A 17,807-nucleotide genomic window follows, 5' to 3' on the forward strand; every position below is an offset into this window, starting at 1 on the left:
GACTCCCCCGTTAGTCTGCTAGCTTTTCAAAATGATAACGGCCCGTTTTTAAACTACTGGGACCCCGGCGAATAAACTTCGTCATTAAGAACAGCTCAACCACTAACAGTACTGAATAAAACAAGGTGATATAAATAATACTCGTCCAAACATCACTCGGGGTTAAGCTCGACGCGGACATAAAGGTCGGTAACACCTCTGAAATGGTCCACGGTTGCCGCCCATACTCAGACACAAACCAGCCACATTGAATGGCTACCCAAGGCAGAGGTAAACTCACAAGCGCCGCTCTCAGCACCCATTTATTTTCTTCAATACGATGACGAGTGCTTTGCCAAAACGCAGCAGCAAACACTAGCAACATGATCAGCCCTGCACCCACCATGACCCTAAAACTCCAAAATATGGGCCACACATGAGGGATAGAATCTTTGGTTGCCGCTTGGATTTGTGCTTCTGTAGCATCAACCACTTTATCGGTATAAGGCTTAAGCAATAAACCATAACCTAAGTCAATTTTTGCTTTCTCAAAGTCTGCTTTTAGTTGGGAAGACTCATCCCCTTGGCGCAATTTATCTAACATGGCATAAGCTTTCATACCATTGCGAATACGCGCTTCATGCGCCACCAACAAGTCTTTCAAACCCATTACTTCCTTATCTAAAGAGCGCGTTGCGATAATGCCCATCACATAAGGAATTCTCACTGCATAATCCGTTTCCATGGTTTCTTGATTCGGCAAACCAATGACCGTAAAAGACGCGGGGGCTGGCTCGGTATCCCACTCAGCTTCAATGGCTGCCAATTTCACTTTTTGCACTTCACCCACTTCGTAGCCTGAGTCATCCCCTAACACTAATACCGATAAAATCGATGCCATACCAAAGCTAGCCGCAATCGCAAAAGAGCGACGAGCAAAGGGTAAATCACGCTTTTTGAGAATATAAAAAGAGCTAATCGCCAATACAAACATGGCGCCAGTCACATAACCCGATGCAACGGTATGCACGAATTTAACTTGCGCCACAGGGTTGAACACCACATCGGCAAAACTGGTCATTTCCATGCGCATGGTTTCATAATTAAACACTGAACCAACAGGATTTTGCATCCAACCATTGGCCACTAAAATCCACAACGCAGACATATTGGAAGCGAGTGCCACTAACCAAGTCACAGCGAGATGCTGTCTCTTACTAAAGCGATCCCAACCAAAGAAAAACATTCCCACCAATGTTGATTCTAAGAAGAAAGCCATTAACGCTTCAATCGCTAGCGGTGCGCCAAAAATGTCACCGACGTAATGAGAATAATAAGACCAATTGGTTCCAAACTGGAACTCCATAGCTAAACCAGTGCTCACACCAATAGCGAAGTTGATGCCAAATAACTTACCCCAGAATTTAGTCATGTCTTTATACACTTGCTTATTGGTCATCACATAAAGTGATTCCATTATCGCCAGTAACAACGCCATCCCTAACGTTAGGGGAACAAATAGGAAATGATACATGGCTGTTAACGCAAACTGAAAACGCGAGAGTTCAACCACCTCTTGTACAATCATTCGTGACTCCTTAATTAGTACGATACATAGCAATAATTAACCATTATTAACTATAGCAAAATGTATATATTGAGGAACATTTGTTAATCATGATATTAATTGATTAACTAAAAATCGTATTCGACACAGCAGGTCATACTGAAAAGTATAATACGAAACAAAATACATAAAAGTAATCTTATTGATACTTTTATTTCACTTAAAGTCCTTATTACACACTGTTAAATCTTTTTTTTAACAGGTGATAGCTACCCGTTACACATAGTCATTTCATTACAATCCATAATGTTTTTATACGCCCCAGTTAGCGACTAATCAATCAAAGCTGCAGCTTTCCATGGGTTTTGCGGAGCAGTACTCATTTCACACGGACAGTATTGACAATAGAAACATTTCGTGGAATAGACTTTGCTAATATTCAAGGTAATACATGTTACAAAAGCAACGGATGACTTATTTCACATTGGCCTCAAAACCCCCGCCTGTCTTTTCAAACATGTGAAATGCGCTCTCAATACAAGCTACCGACTTCGACTCTGCTGATTTGGACTTATGATAATAAAATAAAGCCATAAAAAAGCCGCAATAAATTGCGGCTTATGTGCGTTTAGGTTTGCACTTAAAGTTTAAACTACCCGATCGCTTTTCTCACATTGCGGAACATGCGCATCCAAGGGCTATCTTCACCCCACTCATCGGGATGCCAAGAATTCGCCACGGTTCTAAACACTCGTTCAGGGTGGGGCATCATAATAGTGACGCGCCCATCCACACTCGTGAGTCCGGTGATCCCATCAGGTGAACCATTCGGATTTTGAGGGTACTGAGTCGCCACCTTGCCATAACCATCAACATAATGAAGCGCAATGGTGCCAGAGGCTTTTGCTGCAGCCAACGCATCAAGGCTAGCAAACTCGGCTCGCCCCTCTCCATGTGATACAGCAATCGGCATACGCGATCCTACCATTCCGTCAAAAAATAGCGAAGGAGTCGATTGGACTTCAACCAAACTAAAACGCGCCTCAAATTGCTCAGAGCGATTACGCACAAAGTGTGGCCAATATTCAGTCCCTGGAATGATGGCTTTTAGATTTGACAACATTTGGCAGCCATTACACACCCCCAACGATACACTCTGATCTCGCTCGAAGAAGCGGCTAAATTGCTCTCTCGCCTTTGGATTAAATAAAATAGATTTTGCCCAACCTTCCCCAGCACCGAGCACATCACCGTAGGAAAAACCGCCACAAGCGGCTAATCCTTGGAATTCATCAAGCACAATTTTGCCGCTCAATATGTCACTCATATGCACATCACGGCTATCGAAACCGGCCCGATTAAAGGCGGCAGCCATTTCAATATGCGAGTTAACCCCTTGTTCACGCAAAATGGCCATCTTAGGCGCCAACCCTTTTAAAATATAAGGGGCAGCAACATCTTCATTGATGTCAAAACTAAGATCAGCGCTTAACCCTGGTTCGAGAGGGTTTTGTTTTAAGGTAAACTCTTCGAGGGCACATTCTGAGTTGTCGCGCCTTGCTTGCATTTGATAAGTCGTTTCAGCCCAAGCGGTTCGTAAAGCCGTTCGAGAGTCAACAAAGACCTCTTTACCGTCACCGATGATCCGGATCGAATCCGCTGTATTCAAATGGGCGATCGGGTGGCAAACCAGCCCTTCTTTAGCAAACTGCGCAATAATGCGTTGCGCACTATCGACGCTCACTTGTAAAACAGCGCCTAGCTCTTCGTTAAATAAACACTCGATATTCGTTCCTTTAAGCGGACTAATATCAATATCAAGACCAGAATTACCCGCAAACGCCATCTCAACCAATGTGGTAAACAGGCCGCCGTCACTGCGATCGTGATACGCCATCACCGACTGTTTAGCAACCAATGACTGCATCACCTCGAAAAAGCCCCTTAATGTAGCCGCATTATCGAGATCCGGCGCAACATCACCCAGTTCACTGTAAACTTGTGCCAGACAAGACCCGCCTAAACGGGGTTGCTCTGCGCCCAAATCCACCAGCAATAATACTGACTCACCTTTATCTGTTCTCAACTCAGGCGTTACAGTATTACGAATATCTTGAACACGGCCAAACGCGGTGATCACCAAAGACATCGGTGATGTCACGGCTTTTTGCTCATTGCCGTCCTGCCAAGCCGTTCGCATCGACATCGAGTCTTTACCCACTGGAATGGTGAGTGACAGCTCGGGACATAGCGCTTCGCCGATGGCTTTAACCGCTTCATATAAACCAGCCCCCTCTCCAGGGTGGTCAGCTGCAGACATCCAATTGGCCGATAATTTTATATGCTTAAGATCCCCAATATCCACGCCTGCAATATTCATAATCGACTCAGCCACCGCCATGCGCGCTGATGCAGCAAAATCCAATAAAGCCAACGGCGTGCGCTCACCCAAAGACATGGCCTCACCCACGTAAGCATCATAGCTTGCCGCCGTCACCGCGCAATCAGCAACAGGTACCTGCCAAGGACCCACCATTTGATCTCGATTCACCAGCCCAGTGACACTTCTATCACCAATGGTGATCAAAAAGGTTTTTTCAGCCACCGCAGGTAAACGTAAAATACGTGATACCGCCTCTTTGATATCGATGCTCGATTGTACTAACGCAGGAGATTGAGCTTGTAGCGTCTCTGCCGTCCGGATCATTTTAGGCGCTTTTCCTAACAATACTTCAAGTGGTAAATCGATAGGGTTATCATTAAAATGTGTATCCGATAACAGAAGATCTTTTTCTGCTGTCGCTTCTCCGACTACCGCAAACGGTGCTCTTTCACGCTCACAAATAGCGCTAAAGGTTGCCATGTTTTCAGGGGCCACCGACATGACATAACGCTCTTGGGATTCATTACACCAGATTTCGAGCGGACTCATGCCCAGCTCATCCGAGGGGACATTACGCAGTTCAAAACGTCCACCTCTATCGCCATCATTGACCAGCTCAGGAAAAGCATTCGACAACCCTCCTGCGCCCACATCATGAATAAACTGAATCGGATTAGCTTCACCCATTTGCCAACATCTATCGATGACTTCTTGGCAGCGACGTTCCATTTCAGGGTTTTCACGCTGAACAGAAGCAAAATCTAACGCCTCGCTAGATTGACCCGATGCCATTGATGAGGCTGCGCCGCCGCCCAAACCAATGTTCATCGCGGGTCCACCTAAAACAACAAGCTTTGCGCCGACGGTAATTTCGCCTTTTTGTACGTGCTCTGCACGAATATTACCTAAGCCCCCCGCCAACATAATGGGTTTATGGTAACCCCGAACTTCCAAGCCATTATGGCTATCCACTGCTTGCTCGTAGGTTCTAAAATAACCGAGTAAGGCTGGGCGACCGAATTCATTATTAAAGGCCGCCCCGCCTAATGGGCCTTCGGTCATAATATCCAATGCGCTAACAATGCGATCAGGTTTACCGTAATCGGTTTCCCAAGGTTGCACAAAGCCAGGAATATTCAAATTAGACACACTAAAGCCCGTTAATCCCGCTTTAGGTTTAGAGCCTCGTCCCGTTGCACCTTCATCACGAATTTCACCCCCTGATCCAGTCGCCGCCCCAGGATACGGACTAATTGCCGTTGGGTGATTGTGCGTTTCAACCTTCATGAGAATATGCATGGGCTCAATATGATAAGCGTACTCTCCGTCTTGTTTCGGGAAGAAACGCCCAGCGGTTGACCCCTCCATCACAGCGGCATTATCTTTATAAGCTGACAATACATGTTCAGGGGTTTTCTCAAAGGTATTTTTAATCATTTTAAACAGTGATTTGGGCTTTTTTTCACCATCAATAGTCCAATCGGCATTAAAAATTTTATGACGACAGTGCTCTGAGTTAGCTTGCGCAAACATCATGAGTTCAACATCGTTTGGGTTACGTTTTAAGTGAGTGAAATTTTCCACTAAATAATCAATTTCATCGTCCGCGAGGGCTAAACCCAAGGTGATATTCGCCTCGACTAACGCCACTTTCCCCTCACCCAATACATTGACACTCTTTACTGGCTTAGGTGTGGTTTGCTGAAATAAAACCTCGCCATCGGTCAATGCATTCAATACCACTTCAACCATACGATCATGAAGTAAATGCAGTAATATTTGCTCTTGCTCAACGCTTAAAGGAGCTGAGTCAATGTAATATGCAATACCTCGCTCTAACCTTTTCACTTTATTCAGCCCACAGTTATGGGCAATATCGGTAGCTTTAGAAGACCAAGGAGAAAGGGTACCTGGACGGGGCGTGACAAAATAAAGCGTTCCCTTGGGAGAAGATACCTCAATGGATGGGCCGTATGTCAATAGCGTATTAAGTTGCTGCTGTTCATCTAAAACTAATGCCGCATCGATATCAGCAAGATGAATAAACTCTGAATAAATTGCTTGTATGGGCAAAGACGCTGCTTCACAAGCTTGCATTAATTTTTGTACTCGAAACGCTGAAAGTGCTGGGGCTCCGCGGATGATCTCCATCACGTTTTTTCACCTTATCATTGATTATTGCAGGGTCAAAATCTGGCGCCATTATAGGGAAATGTCATAGACAAAGCACCCGAACTCTATGAGCAAAACAGTGTTTCCTGCTGAGTGTAAAATCCACTAAGCAAGGGTTATAAAAAAGAACAAAAAAACACAAACATCAATACCAGACTAATTGATAGGAGGGTGATTTTTGTTCGAAACAAGGTTTTGTGCTATTATCGGCGGCTGTTTTTTAGAGATGTGTCGAAAAATAAGCTAAATTTATGAAAAAACTGCTATTCCTATTTTGTCTCTTCCTCTCGCTTGCAGGCTGTCAAAAAGCGCCTGTAACGCCATTTAATACGGAGACCGTGAACCACACCTCAAAAGGAATGAGCAGCGACAGTAGTGAGATGGACTCTCTTGCGAAGCAAACGAAGAAAAACAATACTAAACCTTCTCTTGAAGACACCACAAAAAATATTCCAGTCTCAAATGATGTCCCATCATTAAGAGTCGGCACCCTATTTGGCCCGAGCATTTACTTTACCACGGATCAGGGCAGCTCAGGTTTTGACTATGAAATGGCACAATCTTTTGCCCACTATCTTAAGCAAACACTCGTCATTAAACCTTATGCCAATATTGATGAACTCTATCAAGCAATGGCACAAGGCGATATTGACATTATCGCAGCAGGGTTAACTGAAACACCTGAGCGACGTAAACACTACCGCATTGGCCCTGTACTGTACCGAGTGGATCAATTGTTAGTCTACAAGCAAGGGACTAGCACACCTAAAAAGGTGACTCAATTAACCCGTAATATCACGGTAACGGCCAATTCTGCTTTTGCCGACACCTTATCAAACCTCAGTAAAGACAATCCTCAACTGGCTTGGCAGCAAGTCAATAACAAGGATAATGCTGAATTACTGGGCATGATAGACAGTGGCGATATTCCTTATACGATAGTCAACTCTACCACCTTCAATATCAACCGTCGTTACATGCCAGAGCTACGAGCCGGTCCGATACTGAAAAAGCAGCAAGCCATCGCTTGGCTTTTACCCAAAGAAAATAGTGATAAATTAATGAGTGAGTTACTCAGCTTTTGGCATCAAGAACAAAAAGCGGGTGTGCTCGCCCACTTAAATGAAAAATACTTTGCCCACGTTCAACGTTTTGATTATGTCGATACCCGTGCTTTTATTCAGGCCATAGACACTCGATTACCTCAATATCAAGATACCTTCCAAGATAATGCAGGCGATCTAGACTGGCGAAAACTTGCCGCTACCGCCTATCAAGAGTCCCATTGGAAACCCAATGCTCGCTCTCCAACCGGCGTTCGTGGCTTAATGATGCTGACCTTAGCCACCGCAAAGCAGTTAGGGATTAAAAACCGCTTAGATCCCACCCAAAGTATTGAAGGTGGTTCTAAATACTTAAAAGAAATTCTCGATAGATTACCGGACTCCATTCCCGATAGTCAGCGTATGTGGTTTGCCTTAGCTTCATATAATATTGGCATTGGTCACCTTGAAGATGCCCGAAAGTTAGCCCAATCTATGGGACTCGATCCCAGTGCATGGCGAGATGTTAAACAAGTATTGCCGCTATTGCAGCAGCGTCAGTATTATAAAAAAACCCGTTATGGTTACGCCAGTGGCAACCAAGCGGTCCATTATGTGGACAGTATTCGACGTTATTACGACACCTTGGTCTGGGTCGATAATCAAAATATGCAACTCGGTGATAATAGCCAAGCGACACAAACGGCCGACATCACTGATAACAGCAATAATAAGCTCTCACAGCAAAACTTATAGCGCTTTATTTCGTCATCATGCAGAGTCATCATTATTCACGCTATCGATCTTTCGGGATCGATAACGTGTCATACCCATCTGCCTGATAGATGATCCTTCAGCTGGAATTCAAAACACGCTAGGCAAGGTCCTTAATTTCTGCATTAATGACAGTCTTCTTGAACCGATAACCTAGTGATTCTAAGTTGATGCTCAGTCACGAAGCATAAAAGAGTTTCCTATTTATTATCAATAATATTGCCTATAATTAGCGTGTTAAATAGTCCACGTCTGTGTTGCATCATATCAAAAGGTGCCTACATTCTTTCACCCTTTCTTTTACAAAGAATGCACCTTGAATTGAGCCATTTTACGTACTCTAAAAACATACACTTTCAATGAGCTTGGATATATATTAGGTGTGTAGTTCTGTTATTATCAAAGTGCTGTTATTATTGATATACCAGCATTAAACAGCAATAACATTGCGGGGACGAATATGAAAAAGCCTAGAATTAATAATTTCGCCGCGAGACGCCGTTCTCTCAGAAAAAACCACCACAATAAAATATTGAACAGACAAAAACATTTTTTGGCTATATCAAAGGACAACGAGCCTCAGCCATTCTTACCGCTAAAACGAGCCTAATGCATACTTAACCTAAACTCGGTTTTGGCCGTGCTGCTTAATCGCGTTAAAATATTGATGATATCCCTTACCTTCTTGATTATGAAGGTAGATGATAAATCAATATTGACACTCATTAAACCGAGTTCAGGTTACTTATAAAGTGGATGGTTAAACAAGTGACTGACATAAAGTTCGATAACGATATTAAAGGCTAAATGTCCTTTAAAGGCTTATCTGAAGTAAGTTTAGCTTTCTCGGCAGCCTTACTGACTTTTTTTTCTTTTCGTCGGCGACGAAAAAACTGACTCAATTGCTCGCTGCATTCACTGGCTAATATGCCCGATGACACCTCAAGTTGATGGTTAAACGCTGGATGCCTCACGATGTCTACCACGCTGCCTGCAGCCCCCGTCTTTGCATCACTCGCACCAAACACTAAACGAGCCACCCGAGAATGTACCATTGCGCCCGCGCACATAGGACAAGGCTCTAAAGTCACATACAAGGTTGTGCCTAATAGTCGATAGTTTTCCAATAACTGCCCGGCTTGACGTAAGCATTGCATTTCTGCATGCGCACTGGGATCATGCAAACCAATACTGAAATTAAAGCCTGTACTAATCACTTGCCCTTCTTTCACTAATACGGCGCCTACGGGGACTTCTCCCTTTGCTTCTGCTTTTTTGGCCATCTCTATTGCCATTTGCATAAAATGTTGATCTTGCGCTAACTGTGACAAACTACCTCCACTGATCTGTACTTATTGAGGATCGCTAATGTAACGTACTTTGACTTAATGTGCGTTATCGGATGAGTTATCGGTTGCATACTGATAATCAAACTTTGGCATCCCCCAATGATAACGTATTGCCAATAATCTGAAACCAAAACCCACTGTCAATGACACTAATAAATTAACCCATTCAACGACATCATAAAATTTCATCGTAATGTAAAGCGATGCGGTTAATATCGCCACCAAGGCATACAGTTCTTTTTTGAAGATAAGGGGCATTTGATGGCATAAAATATCTCGAATAACCCCACCAAAAACCCCCGTCACCAGCCCCATGACCACAGCAACAACGGGGCTAAAGCCTAATAGTAACGTTTTTTGAGCCCCAATGATCGAAAACACCGCTAAGCCTAAAGCATCTATCACTAAAAAAACTTTCGATAAATACCGCATAATGGGCGCAATCATCACAGTGAATAACGAAGCCAACGCAATCGCTAATAAATAGTGCACATTTTCAACCCAAATTAATGGGTAATTACCGAGTAAAATATCGCGCAGCGTTCCCCCTCCAATGGCGGTCGCACAGCCAATAATAACCACGCCAAACAGATCCATTTTCTTTTTGCCCGCGGCTAAAGCACCGGTCATCGCCTCGGCTAAAATCCCGATTAACCACAATGCGCTCATCAATTTCACTTCAAGCATGTTTATCACGTTAGGTTATCTACATCTGGGTGCAATTCTGCCCTATTTTGGGCCAAAACAAAATCAAACAAACAGCAATATGCATGAATTTAATTAATGCATATTTGAATATAATTCCGATTATTGGTTTTCTTGCTTCAAATAATCAATATTATTCCATTTACAGGCTCCTGTACTATTTATCACTTTTTACCAATATGACTAAACAAGATAGCGAAATGAACATACTCGTTACTGTCCATATATAAATTAAGCACTGTCAGTTAAATAATATTGGCACTGTCTTTTATTAATTAAATACAACACATTACACATCAAAAAAAACACTTACACACTCTTAACGCTCAAATTTATTGCCTCGCTATTATCTTATTATTCCCTGATTAAACATATCAATCGACCGCCAAAAGAGACCTATTTGATAAAAATAAACGGAGAATATCTACAGCCATAGTACATTACAAAAACAGATTAGATAATCTAATGCTTTATTAGTGATTAAAAGCATCCAAACACTCTTTAAAAGAAGAATAGAAAAAAGTAGGCTTGTGTTTTATACATATTTCATCGCAACCAAAACCATGGCAAACATAGGCACTATCGGCCCCAATAGCTTTTGCATAGTCAATGTCGATTAACGTATCACCAATATGTAGCATTTGCTGAGGTTGCAGCTCAGGAAAAACGGGCATAATAATGTCATAGTAACTCTCAGGCGAGGGCTTTTTCATTAAGCCTTCTCGTTCACCAATGACCAAATCAAAAGTCTCCGCTAAATGATGCTCATATAAAAAATCATGCAGTGCCCCTTCCTCTTTATTACTGACTATGACTAAATGACAACCTTGAGAGCGAAAAGTCCGTAATAATGAGGCCGAATAAGGATAAAGAGACTGTAAATGTGCACACTTATTATGATACACATGACAAAACTCATCATATAAACGAAAGAGTGTCTCTTCAGATAACTTTGAGTGACTCAATGATTGCAATACACAAGTAAAGGCCTCTCCTGACATTAATTTTCCAGATAAATCACTGAGGTTTGCGTCAGGAATAACAATAGCAAGCGCAGCTTTAATCGCATCAAAGCTATTGCATAAGGTACCGTCAAAGTCAAAACTAACTAATTTATATTGCATCGTTCCTCCTCTTTTATTCCCATCATATTGCACTCGAATTAGTATTGTAGAAAAAACACACAGCCGCTACTCGAACAAGAAACATTGTAACTTTAACATTTTAATTCATATTGATAGATATTAGCCTTCACCATCGATGCATGTTTTTTGAGGTACGTGTGTAAAATAATCTTTAATTAGGACATAAAACGGACGGCATATAACAAAGGACAAACATGCTAAAAATCAATATCCAAGAATAGCCTACTCTTTCTTCAACCAAAAATCCCAACATCAAGCACATATACAAGATACTTTCGGTCATATTCCTTTCGTGAAGGAAAGACAATGGTCCAAAACCGATATGCTCTATAAATTAAAACAAGATAATAATGAATTAATTAGAATCGCAGGTTTAAGTCATGTCATCACACCAAAGAGCACTGAGAAAAAGGATATGCTTCACCGATATTAACTGAAGGCTTTCGCTCCTTTTTAGCCTACTCAACATCAAACATGGTTTGTTGTTATGTCAGGATGAGCTTATTCCGTTCTACCAACAGCTGAGCTGGTACGTCATTAACGCCCGAGTTGTTTTCATGCAAAAACAAGGAGCCGAGCATTATCACTCTAATACTTTACTGTTAAGTGCAGGTGCGCCTCTCAATCCAACAGGCATAGATTTAAAAGGATCACCTTGGTAAGGGGGATTATTTAAACATAAGCGTAAAGCTCTATACTTGCAAATAACACACTACACTGCCTTAATTAATTTAATAAGACTAACCTATAAGAGCAGGTTTAAAAGTTCATATTGGAAATAACGATATAAAATAATGATTTAAAAGTATTGATTTAAAAGGACTGAGTATACTATGTTAAAAATCGACAATTACCATAGTTTAACCACAGAAGAAAAACAAAGACAGCAAGTGTATATTCACGAGGTTTTCGGTGACGTTCCCTTTATTCAGCAACGCCAATGGGCTCAGCCAGATTTTGTTTTTGCCTTCAGGCAAGATGATGATCTATTTTCATTTTTTAATCTCATCATTAGAGATGTTATTTTTGACCGTAAAAGAACAAAAATTGCCGGTGTCAGTAATGCCGTCACCCCAAAAAATTATCGTGGTAAAGGCTATGCCTCACAATTGTTAACCCAAGCCTCGCCGGTTATTTTTAATCAACTCAAAGTTGAACATGCACTTTTACTCTGCAGCAATGATTTAACGGATTTTTATCAACACTTAGGTTGGTATAAAGTCGACAGTAAAGTGCAATTTGAGCAACGTAACGGTATAGAGCATTATCAGTCCAATACACTCTTGTTAAGCCCCAATACCCCTGTCAACCCCGAGAGTATTGATTTAAATGGCTTACCTTGGTAAAACTGAAGAGGTATAGTTAATTTGGCCACCTAATTAGAGACTGTATAATCTGTCTCATATCAACATAGGTGACACAATGACAAAGAGAAAAGGTCGTAATTTTACTCCTGAATTTAGGCTTGAAGCAGCGCTATTGGTTTTAGAGCAAGATTACTCAGTAATAGAAGCCGCAGAAGCCATGAATGTCGGTAAATCAACCATGAGTGGTTGGGTAAAACAACTTAAATATGAATATGATGGCATCACTCCTAAAGCAACACCAATGACGGAAGATAAGCTTAAAATTCGTGAGCTAGAGAAACAAATTAAACGCATTGAAATGAAGAAAGAAATCTTAAAAATACTCAAGGGGCACACCGAGGCTACAGCTCTTTTGATGTTGGATTCACTCAGCACTGTACTTTAGTTAATGAATTAAAAGCTTATTACCCAATGTCTATTCTCTGCGACACCTTTGACATTCATCGCAGTAGTTACAAATATTGGGTAAAGCACCCCAAAACATCATCAAAAGAGCATCTAGAACTCATCAATAAAGTAAAAGCGGCACATGAAACCAGCAATGGTTCTGCGGGAGCAAGAACCATTGCTGGCATCGTAACGACAGATGGCTCGCCATTAAGTCGATATAGAGCCTGTAATCTTATGAAAAAATTAGGATTAGTAAGCTGTCAAATTAAGAAACATCGTTATAAAAAAGGGACTAAAGAGCATATTAGTATTCCGAATATATTGAATAGGCAGTTTGCTGTTATTGATTTATTTGCAAGAAAAGTGATTGGTTGGGCGACCTCTAAATCACCCAGCTAAAGCTCTTTCAATGGCCTTTGAAGCGAGAGGTAAGCCAAAAGGAGTCATGTTTCATTCAGACCAAGGATGCCATTATACAAGCAAACAATTTAGGCAGTTACTGTGGCGTTATCAAATAAAGCAAAGCATGAGCCGCCGAGGAAATTGCTGGGATAATGCGCCTATGGAACGCTTCTTTAGAAGTTTTAAAACCGAATGGATGCCAATAGCAAGCTATTCTTCATTTTATGAGGCTAAGATCGCGATTACTGAATATATCATTCAGTATTACAACCCAATCAGGCCTCATCAATATAATGGAAGCTTAACACCTAACAAATCAGAGCAATTGTTTAAGAGTGAACATAAATCCGTGGCCAGAATTAGTTGACCACTTCAACTCTCACCCACTAGAAGAGATAGATTATTTTTGCTTAGCGCGATAACGATAGGTTTACTGACGCTATTAGGGAAAGCGGGTGAGGATGCGGATTTAGAGAATATATTGAAGGCGAATACCAGCAAAACGCGCACTTATTCATTATTCCGCCAAGGGTGTGAATATTATGAATTGTTACCTGAAATGCGAGAAGAATGGGCAAAGCCATTGATGGATAATTTTAATCGATACCTTGAACAACATCATATATATTGATCAATATTCGGCATTATTTAAAGATCAAAAAATGAGGAGGTCTCCAAGGTCATTAACATAATAAAACAAAGCCACCATATAAAACACTAAACACTAGCAGCGATCAAAAAACAAACACAATTTACTTTATTTCATCTCTTAACAATAATGATTATAATACCGAAACAACATCAATTATTGCGCTTGTACCTTCATGTCATTTGAAACATAAAATCATTTGCTATTTGCTGTTCCAGATCTAAGATTAAAATAAAAAGCATCCAACACACTTTTTGAGGGCATCACAATGAATCAATTCACCGCCATTGCTTTTGCATTAATCGCCGCTATTGGCAATGCCTTTTTTGTTATTGGACAAAAAAAAGCCATCGAATTAGCCAATCCCTTTACTTTCATCACTATCAGCGCCGTTTTTTGTGTGCTACTTACACTACTCTCGGCCCCTCTGTTTGGTCCCCCCAAATATGTCGAAGTAATTAAAGTCAATGGAATATGGGCGATTGTCAGTGGTGTCGGGCTTTTTTTAACCTATCTAGGGTTTAATTTGCTGTATTCCTCATTTGGCGCTTCCAGCTATATTCTCTATGCCGTGCTGTCTATCCTAACCACAGTCATCATTGTCAGCGGCTTGATATTTAAAGAGACCTTTAATATCTATCATTGGTTAGCATTGCTTTCAGCTATCATTACAGTCACCTTATTCAGTTTGGGGAACAGCAGATAATATTCACAAGTTCAACTCAGGTTATTTAAGTTCACTTAGCTAAAAATTAAAGACAATACAATGGGAACGGTAACAGGTTTAGGGGGGATCTTTTTTAAATCGCCCGATCCGAAAAAACTTGCCGCTTAGTTATATACCCGTGATACTTCTTTTGGCAGCTGTGTATTTCATGTCGATAGATCGGCAAAAAATGCCTATAACCTATGGTCTCCTTTCAAAGAAAACACTGATTACTTTAAGCCCTCAGATAATACCTATATGATTAATCTCACCGTCGATAATTTACAAGAGGTCATGCAACAAGTTAAGCAAGGGGGGGGCGCAAGTTTTCGATGTGACCGAAGAACCGAGTCTTGGTCACTTCGGTTAGTTTATTGATCCTGATGGTAATAAAGTCGAGTTATGGCAACCCGTTTAAAATGAGTAGTCATTCGTTATAATGGTGAGCATCCCCTTTAACATACCCAAGTAACATGAAGGTCCACGTTTAGCTTGGGTATAGAAGGATGTTTAGGGCATGCAAGTTTTCATACGCTGCCCAAGTCAATCATTTTCCAGCCTAACGTTGAGTCATATCTGCTCTGTGGGTATATTCAAACTCCTTTTACTTTCAACAAGTGTTTTTTTCCATAAACTTGATCGATAAGGAGCCAGTTCCTGAAAAACAAAATCATGCTTTTTATAACCTTTAACTTCAGAAAATAACCCCATCTTAATTTTTTTATCATATTTATCCCCATTGATGAAGGTGCCGTGCAAAATATCAAAAATAACCACCATCAAACCAAAATTGGCATTGGCTTGTTTTGGGTTTTTAGAATGATGAAACCGATGGTTTGGTGCCGCACTAAAAATGTAATTAAAAAAGCCCATTTTAAAATCAGCATTAATATGTTGATATGGTGCCAGCAATATGAAAATACTGAAACGGAATATTAGAAACTCCTTACTGATCCCCAGCAAATACATTGGCGTATAAACCAGCGCAAAAGCCACTAAATAGCTCAATAAATTATTACGAAAATTGTTAAGCCAATACATAGAGGTGGGACTATGATGCGTCGCATGCCCTCGCCATAATAAAGGTTGAGTATGCACTAAACGATGAGCCCAATAACTGAGATATTCCATCAATAGAAAACCAATAATAATTTCCCAATAAATGGATAAGCTGGATAAAGAAAATGAGTGCTGATAATCCAAGGCCTCTATCACCCAAAAACAGAGTGAAATATGAAAGATGGCAATCGCTGGGACTAACAGAAAATTATTAGTGATATAAAAAAAAGTATCCGTTTTTAATTCATTTTTTTCGAATGGTTGAGCCTTATCAAAAGGAATAAAGTACTCAAAAGATAAACAAAATATAGCTGCAATCACTCTAAGGATTAAAAAGTAGAGAACAACACTGAGGCCAGGGTCTAATGTAAAAAGTTGCCATGAAATCAACGTAAAAAGCGTCAATGATACGGGGAAGCCTAAAATGGATATAAACTGGTATGAGATGTTTCCTTTCTTCAACATGATGAGTTCCTTTATAATTATTATCGTTTACCAACCACTAAATTTTTGATGCACTTGCTTAACCCCACGATGAAGGCTGTCGCATTCAGCTCTATAAAAACTAACATAGCCTCACCCTTACTGTAATGAGGATTCATTTTGTTAAAAAATAAAGCAAATGGGCTAGAAGTCAGTTTTTTAGAACGCTCTAGTTGACTTATGTTTTTTGGGGTCGCCTGAGAAAGTGCTAAGCTTTTCTCTTGATTAATAATGGAAATCTTTCTTGCATTAGCCGTTTCTGCAAAAATATGCTTCACGTATTCAGGAGTGGGTCTATCCGCAACGGGATAAAGTTTATAAGCATTCTCAGCAAGCAATGTATAAACCGCAGGATTAGAAACTAAAGTCACATAACTAATTGGAGTGGCCATATGGCGAAATTTGAACTTTAAAAATTGTGAAAAACCAAATAGTACTGCCAGCTTCCCACCTTTATATCCGGTTTTAAAAAAGACTCCGGCACAAAAAACAGCATGTTCTTTACCCTTCACATCTTTTATCGATAATGTTGAAACATTGATAAAGCCAACGAGTTCTTTCGTTTTATTGTAAAACACACAAAGCTGAACAGCTTCAGTATTAAAAAAAGCATCTCTAAAAGCTACTTTAGTGAGGGTTAAAGATGACTCTTGATAAATGCTATAGATATTATCAAGTAATTTTTGTTGTGATTGAGAAGAAAGAGATTGATAAGATAGCGTACTGACTTTTGAAATATTCTTAGGTTTATTACTAAAACGAAGAAAAGGTACACTTATTTTCAACAGCATGGTGTAAATCCTTATACATAGAATAATAAGTTATTATTACTGGTTTAATCGAATTAAACTCATTCGTAGAGGATTTATATCATCTAATTTAAAAGGATGTCAATCATACCTCTTGATAATAAACAACAGGCAAGTAAGTTGATATCATGCTATTAAGGCGACATTAAAATAATAATAATTAATTAAATTCTAAACACCCATTAACAATATCAGAGTCAACAAAAACAGTTGGCATTAAATTAACCACCATAAATAACACATTGGATTAATATTTTATGATAACTAAAAAACGCGTATTTTAAATTTAATAACAACAATGTTTTATTAAAAATAAATATTTCATTTAATATTAACAATATACATTTATGTGATAATTTTAATAATGAACTAATCTCGCTCGATAGACATATTAACTCGATATACTGTACGACTCGCTTGACAAGCATCACCAAAACGCTTGCTCCCCTCATCACGCATGGCTTTAGCATAAGTATCAAAATAAGCTTGTAAGTCTACCTCTGAAATCAAGTGATAAATGACACTAAAATGGCTAAATCCCTTATCGATTAGATCAACGCGTTCGCACAGTTCAGCGTTTAAAAAACCTTGAAATGTCATCATTTTCTCAATATGGGGCTTTAACCAAGACAAATACTCGACAAGTACTTCATTTTTTATTTTTAAATCAACTTGATATATAATCATATTTCATCACCTGACTTTCCCCATATCATGATACCCCGCACTAAAACTGGACACTCAATTAAGCGACTTTTTGCTGTTCATAATGCAGTGGGCTTTGATACCCAATTGCACTATGCCTTCTTGTTCGATTGTAATCAA

General features: G+C 40.2%; 11 protein-coding genes and 2 pseudogenes. 5 read left to right on the forward strand and 8 right to left on the reverse strand.

Features of this window, described 5'->3' with window-relative positions:
- Positions 1–10 precede the first annotated feature (10 nt).
- The gene (locus tag L2764_RS11385) at positions 11–1,567 is read right to left on the reverse strand and encodes a cytochrome ubiquinol oxidase subunit I (RefSeq protein WP_248940334.1); all 1,557 of its coding nucleotides are present in this window, start codon (positions 1,565–1,567) and stop codon (positions 11–13) included.
- 631 nt (positions 1,568–2,198) lie between these two features.
- A complete protein-coding gene (gene purL / locus L2764_RS11390; RefSeq protein ID WP_248940347.1) occupies positions 2,199–6,080 on the reverse strand; it encodes a phosphoribosylformylglycinamidine synthase in 3,882 nt (1,293 codons plus the stop codon).
- A 272-nt stretch (positions 6,081–6,352) separates the two neighbouring features.
- On the opposite strand from purL, the gene mltF reads away from it, so the two are divergent.
- A complete protein-coding gene (gene mltF, locus L2764_RS11395) occupies positions 6,353–7,900 on the forward strand; it encodes a membrane-bound lytic murein transglycosylase MltF (RefSeq protein WP_376708404.1) in 1,548 nt (515 codons plus the stop codon).
- Positions 7,901–8,721: 821 nt separating this feature from the next.
- Here mltF and tadA read toward each other — a convergent pair.
- From tadA to L2764_RS11410, 3 genes are all read right to left on the reverse strand, one after another.
- Positions 8,722–9,249, reverse strand: a complete 528-nt coding sequence (tadA, locus tag L2764_RS11400; protein ID WP_283106986.1) for a tRNA adenosine(34) deaminase TadA — start codon at positions 9,247–9,249, stop codon at positions 8,722–8,724.
- Between the two features lie 54 nt (positions 9,250–9,303).
- Complete coding sequence (locus tag L2764_RS11405; protein ID WP_248940335.1) at positions 9,304–9,954, reverse strand: trimeric intracellular cation channel family protein; 651 nt, start codon at positions 9,952–9,954, stop codon at positions 9,304–9,306.
- A 491-nt stretch (positions 9,955–10,445) separates the two neighbouring features.
- Entirely contained in the window at positions 10,446–11,096 is a 651-nt protein-coding gene (locus L2764_RS11410) for an HAD family hydrolase (protein WP_248940336.1), read from the reverse strand.
- A gap of 854 nt (positions 11,097–11,950) precedes the next feature.
- On the opposite strand from L2764_RS11410, the gene L2764_RS11415 reads away from it, so the two are divergent.
- The 4 genes and pseudogenes from L2764_RS11415 to L2764_RS11430 all read left to right on the forward strand — a co-directional run bounded on the left by L2764_RS11415 (position 11,951) and on the right by L2764_RS11430 (position 14,631).
- Entirely contained in the window at positions 11,951–12,463 is a 513-nt protein-coding gene (locus L2764_RS11415) for a GNAT family N-acetyltransferase (protein WP_248940337.1), read from the forward strand.
- A 76-nt stretch (positions 12,464–12,539) separates the two neighbouring features.
- Positions 12,540–13,643, forward strand: a pseudogene (locus tag L2764_RS11420) (IS3 family transposase).
- 12 nt (positions 13,644–13,655) lie between these two features.
- Positions 13,656–13,907, forward strand: a pseudogene (locus L2764_RS11425) (IS4-like element ISAs18 family transposase); the annotation flags it as partial.
- A 286-nt stretch (positions 13,908–14,193) separates the two neighbouring features.
- A complete protein-coding gene (locus tag L2764_RS11430) occupies positions 14,194–14,631 on the forward strand; it encodes an EamA family transporter (protein ID WP_248940338.1) in 438 nt (145 codons plus the stop codon).
- A gap of 570 nt (positions 14,632–15,201) precedes the next feature.
- On the opposite strand, the gene L2764_RS11435 is transcribed toward L2764_RS11430, so the two are convergent.
- The 3 genes from L2764_RS11435 to L2764_RS11445 form a co-directional block, all read right to left on the reverse strand.
- On the reverse strand, positions 15,202–16,155 hold the full coding sequence (locus L2764_RS11435) for a sterol desaturase family protein (protein ID WP_248940339.1): 954 nt from the start codon (positions 16,153–16,155) through the stop codon (positions 15,202–15,204).
- A gap of 20 nt (positions 16,156–16,175) precedes the next feature.
- Entirely contained in the window at positions 16,176–16,964 is a 789-nt protein-coding gene (locus tag L2764_RS11440) for a hypothetical protein (protein ID WP_248940341.1), read from the reverse strand.
- Between the two features lie 387 nt (positions 16,965–17,351).
- Positions 17,352–17,669: a DUF4286 family protein gene (locus L2764_RS11445; RefSeq protein WP_248940342.1), complete on the reverse strand. Its 318-nt coding sequence runs from the start codon at positions 17,667–17,669 to the stop codon at positions 17,352–17,354.
- Positions 17,670–17,807: the final 138 nt, after the last annotated feature.

Origin of the sequence: Shewanella surugensis, from assembly GCF_023284005.1 — a bacterium.
Lineage (GTDB): Bacteria > Pseudomonadota > Gammaproteobacteria > Enterobacterales > Shewanellaceae > Shewanella > Shewanella surugensis.

What these genes read in the sequence shown, in the direction of transcription:
- mltF (WP_376708404.1), top strand. Translation starts at nt 6,353, where the DNA reads ATGAAAAAACTGCTATTCCTATTTTGTCTCTTCCTCTCGCTTGCAGGC.
- L2764_RS11445 (WP_248940342.1), bottom strand. Translation starts at nt 17,669, where the DNA reads ATGATTATATATCAAGTTGATTTAAAAATAAAAAATGAAGTACTTGTC.
- L2764_RS11435 (WP_248940339.1), bottom strand. Translation starts at nt 16,155, where the DNA reads ATGTTGAAGAAAGGAAACATCTCATACCAGTTTATATCCATTTTAGGC.
- L2764_RS11430 (WP_248940338.1), top strand. Translation starts at nt 14,194, where the DNA reads ATGAATCAATTCACCGCCATTGCTTTTGCATTAATCGCCGCTATTGGC.
- L2764_RS11410 (WP_248940336.1), bottom strand. Translation starts at nt 11,096, where the DNA reads ATGCAATATAAATTAGTTAGTTTTGACTTTGACGGTACCTTATGCAAT.
- L2764_RS11415 (WP_248940337.1), top strand. Translation starts at nt 11,951, where the DNA reads ATGTTAAAAATCGACAATTACCATAGTTTAACCACAGAAGAAAAACAA.
- L2764_RS11385 (WP_248940334.1), bottom strand. Translation starts at nt 1,567, where the DNA reads ATGATTGTACAAGAGGTGGTTGAACTCTCGCGTTTTCAGTTTGCGTTA.
- purL (WP_248940347.1), bottom strand. Translation starts at nt 6,080, where the DNA reads ATGGAGATCATCCGCGGAGCCCCAGCACTTTCAGCGTTTCGAGTACAA.
- L2764_RS11405 (WP_248940335.1), bottom strand. Translation starts at nt 9,954, where the DNA reads ATGCTTGAAGTGAAATTGATGAGCGCATTGTGGTTAATCGGGATTTTA.
- L2764_RS11440 (WP_248940341.1), bottom strand. Translation starts at nt 16,964, where the DNA reads ATGCTGTTGAAAATAAGTGTACCTTTTCTTCGTTTTAGTAATAAACCT.